Annotated in this window: 2 protein-coding genes; both read right to left on the reverse strand. The window is 75.4% G+C overall.

Annotation, left to right across the window (positions count from 1 at the left end; genetic code table 11):
• The coding region (locus MXD62_RS27090; protein ID WP_248832238.1) for a beta-ketoacyl synthase N-terminal-like domain-containing protein at positions 1 to 1,661 on the reverse strand (1,661 nt) is incomplete at its 3' end.
• Between the two features lie 28 nt (positions 1,662 to 1,689).
• On the reverse strand, positions 1,690 to 4,151 hold a 2,462-nt coding region (locus MXD62_RS27095; protein WP_248832239.1), incomplete at its 5' end, for an SDR family NAD(P)-dependent oxidoreductase.

Genomic DNA, 4,151 nt, shown 5'->3' on the forward strand with positions numbered 1-4,151 from the left:
ACGGCCCGGTGGTTGAACACGGTGCGGGTGGCGAGGGCGGCGGCCAGGTCGTCCACGGAGAGAACACCGCCACCGGCGTCGGCAACCGCGCCGCTACCAGCACCGGCGTCACGCAGGTGTGCGGCCAGGCGGCGGCCCTGCTCGCGGACCGCCGCGTCGCTGCGCGCCGACAACGGCACCAGAACCGGCTGCGCCCGCTCGCCGGCCCGCTCCGCGTCTGCCCGGCCTGGCCTGGTCTCCGCCGAGGAGGATTCGGTGCCTGTCGGCGTCGCGGTGAGGGTGGCCGGGGCCTGTTCGATGATGACGTGCGCGTTCGTTCCGCTGACGCCGAAGGCTGACACGCCTGCGCGCCGCGGTTCGCCCGTCTGGGGCCAGGGGCGTGCCTCCGTGAGCACCTCGACCCCGCCGGCGGACCAGTCCACCTGGGTGGAGGGCGCGTCCACGTGCAGCGTCGCCGGCAGGACGCCCTCCCGGATCGCCTGCACGATCTTGATGACGCCGGCGGCGCCGGCGGCGGCCTGGGTGTGCCCGATGTTCGACTTCACCGATCCGAGGAAGAGCGGCCGGTCGGCGGGCCGGTTGCGGCCGTAGGTGGTGAGCAGCGCGTGGGCCTCGATCGGATCGCCCAGGGACGTGCCGGTGCCGTGGGCCTCGACCGCGTCTATCTGGGCCGGGCTCAGGCGGGCGCCCGCCAGCGCGGCGCGGATGACCCGCTGCTGGGACGGGCCGTTCGGCGCGGTCAGACCGTTCGAGGCGCCGTCGGAGTTCACCGCGCTGCCGCGCACGAGCGCGAGAACGGGATGGTTGTTGGCCTGCGCGTCACGTAGCCGCTCCACGAGCAGGACACCGGCACCCTCAGCCCATCCCGTGCCGTCGGCGGCCGACGAGAACGCCTTGCACCGACCGTCGGGGGCCAGGCCGCGCTGGCGGGAGAACTCGATGAAGGCTGCCGGGGAGGACATCACCGTCACCCCGCTGGCCAGCGCCAGGTCGGTCTCGCCGTTGCGCAGGGCCTGGACGGCCAGGTGCAGCGCGACGAGGGCCGACGAGCAGGCGGTGTCGACGGTGACCGACGGCCCCTCGAAACCGAACGTGTACGAGATCCGCCCGGACAGCACACTGCCGAGGCTGCCGAGCCCCAGGTACGCCTCCAGCTCCGGCGGCGGCTGGGTCACCCCCGCGGTGTAGTCGTGCCCGTTCGTGCCGGCGAACACCGCGGTGCGGCTGCCACGCAGGGACGTCGGGTCGATCCCGGCCTGCTCGAACGCCTCCCAGGTGGTCTCCAGCAGCAGCCGCTGCTGCGGGTCGATCGCCAGTGCCTCCCGGGGGGAGATGCCGAAGAACTCGGCGTCGAAACCGCCGGCGTCCGGCAGGAACCCGCCGTGGCGGGTGTAGGACTTGCCGGTCGCGTCCGGGTCCGGGTCGAACAGGTCGGCGTCCCAGCCGCGGTCCGCCGGGAACTCGCCGATCGCGTCGCGCCCGTCGGCGACCAGCTCCCACAGCTGCCGCGCCGAGCCGACCCCGCCCGGAAAGCGGCAGGCCATCCCCACGATCGCCACCGGCTCGTGTCGGGCGTCCCGCTCGTCCTGCAGCCGCTCACGGGTCTCGTGCAGCTCCGCGGTCACCCGCTTGAGGAGGTATCGGATCTGGTCGTCGCTCATGGTCCACCTTCTTTCTTGCGCTGCGAGGTCAGGAGATCCCGAGGGTCTTGCCGATGAAGTCGATGAGTTCGGCGTCGCTGGCGTCGGACAGCTCCTCCACGACGGACGTCCCGTTCGCCGCCTGGGGCGGGGAGCTGAACCTGGCGAGCAGGTCCCGCAGGCGGTCGGTCGCGGCGGAGTGATCCGCGCCCGTCACCGCGGCGGCGGTCAGCACCGACTCCAGCCGGTCGATCTCGGCGAGCACGGTCGGCAGGCCGGCCGGCTCGTCCGGCACCAGCTCGGTGAGCAGGTGGTCGGTGAGCGCGGCGGCCGTCGGATAGTCGAACACCAGGCCGGCGGGCAGGGACAGTCCGGTTTCGGCGGTCAGCCGGTTGCGCAGGTTCACCGCGGCCAGCGAGTCGAACCCCTGGTCGCGGAACCCGCGGTCGACGTCGACCTGATCGGGAGATGCGTGCCCCTGCACAGCGGCGATGTGACCGCGGACGACCGCGAGCAGTGCCTCCCGGCGCGCCGGGCCGCTCAGCTCGGCCAGTCGGGCCGCGAGATCCGGGCCGGTGGCGCCGTTCGCGGCGCCCGGCTGGCCCGCGCCGGCCCGCTCGGCGGCGGCGGCCCGCTCGGCGGCCACCGCCGGCAGCTCGTGGACCAGCGGATGCGGCCGGGCCCGGTGGAACGTCCGCCAGTCGGCGTCCACCACCGCCAGGTGTGTCTCGCCGGAGTCCAGGACGCCGGCCAGTGCGTGCACGGCCAGATCCGGGTCCATGCCGCGCAGCCCGTACCGGCCGAGGATGCGTTCCACCTCGGGCTCGGCGAGCCCCGCGCCCCCCCACTGGCCCCACGCGACGGAGGTGGCCACCAACCCGGCGGCGCGCCGCTGGCCGGCGAGGGCGTCCAGGAAGGCGTTGCCCGGGGCGTAGTTGCCCTGGCCGGTGACTCCCGCGGTGCCGGCGATCGAGGAGAACAGGACGAACGCGTCGAGCTGCGTCTCCCGGGTCAGCTCGTGCAGGTTCAGCGCACCGCCGACCTTCACCCGCAGCACCCGGTCGATCTGCTTCAGGGTCAGCTCCGAGATCAGGCCGTCGTCGAGGATCGCCGCGGTGTGGATGACCGCACGCAGCGGGACGTCGTCGGGTATCGCCGCGATAACGTCGGCGAGCGCCGCCCGGTCCGCGACGTCGACCGCGGCGATCGTCACCCGCGCACCCAGCGCCCGCAGCTGGGCGGCGAGCTCCGGGGCCCCGGGAGCCTGGTCGCCGCGCCGGCTGGTCAACAGCAGGTGCGGGGCGCCGGCCCGGGCCAGCCAGCGGGCGACATGCCCGCCGAGCGCACCGGTGCCGCCGGTCACGAGGACGGTGCCGCGTGGCGTCCATCCGGGCGACGGCGCGGGCTGCTCGGCCGGCGCGGGCACCAGCCGGCGGGCCAGCAGACCCGCGGGCCGCACGGCGAGCTCGGTCTCGCCGTGGCCCCCGCGCAGCGCGGCCGCCAGCGAGGGCGCCGTCCGCTCGTCGAGCTCGGCGGGCAGGTCGACGAGGCCTCCCCAGCGGCCGGGGTGCTCCACCGCGGCGATGGAGCCGAGACCCCACAGCAGGGCGTCGGCGGGCCGGGTGACCGGGTCCGCGGCCGAGGTCGACACGGCGCCGCTCGTGCCGACCCACAGTGGCGCCTCAAGGCCGACATCCTCCAGCGCCTGGAGCAGCGCGACGGTCGCCGCGGTGCCGGCGGGGGTGGCGACGGCGTCCGGATGCGGCGTCTCGTCCAGGGCGAGCAGCGACAGCACCCCGGCGACCGGCCGTTTCCCGCCGTCGCCGGCGTCGACACCGTCCGCGCTCTCCGCGCTCTCCGCGGCGTCCCCGCCGTCGCTGAGCAGGCGGGTCAGCTCGCCGGCCAGGTTCGCGCGGTCCTGCGTGGCCGGATCGACGACGAGCGGTCGCACGCCGGCCCCGTCGCCTTCCAGCAGCTGGCGCACCGCGTCGACCCGCGGATGCTGCCGCTCCCCGGTGGGGACGACCAGCAGCCAGTCGCCTGGGCGCGGCGCAGCCGGCGAAGCGCTGGCGGGGACGGGCCGCCAGGCGATCCGGAACCGCCAGGAGTCCGCGGTCGACTCGGTGACCTGGCGGGTCCACCACGACGCCAGCGCGGGCAGCACCGTCGCGAGCGCGCTCTGGTCCTTCGGGTCCGAGATGCCGAGGGTGTCGGCCAGGGCGTCCGCGTCGGTGCGCTGGACGGTGTCCCAGAACCCCGCCCCGACCGCGTCCAGCGGGCCGGCCGGATGGTCGACCACCGCCGTCGCCGTCTCCTCCAGCCAGTAGCGCTGGCGCTGGAAGGGGTAGGTGGGCAGCGTCGCGGCGACCCGCCTCGGCCGGCTTCGGAGGCCGACGTCCGTCCCCGCGGGAGTCTCGCCGGCGGCTTCTTCGCTGGTGAGGGTGGTTGCGGTGGGGGTGTGGCCGTGGGTGTGGAGGGTGGCGAGGGCGGTGGGGATGGTGGTGGTGGGGG

Origin of the sequence: Frankia sp. Mgl5, assembly GCF_023242985.1 — a bacterium.
Classification (GTDB): domain Bacteria; phylum Actinomycetota; class Actinomycetes; order Frankiales; family Frankiaceae; genus Parafrankia; species Parafrankia soli.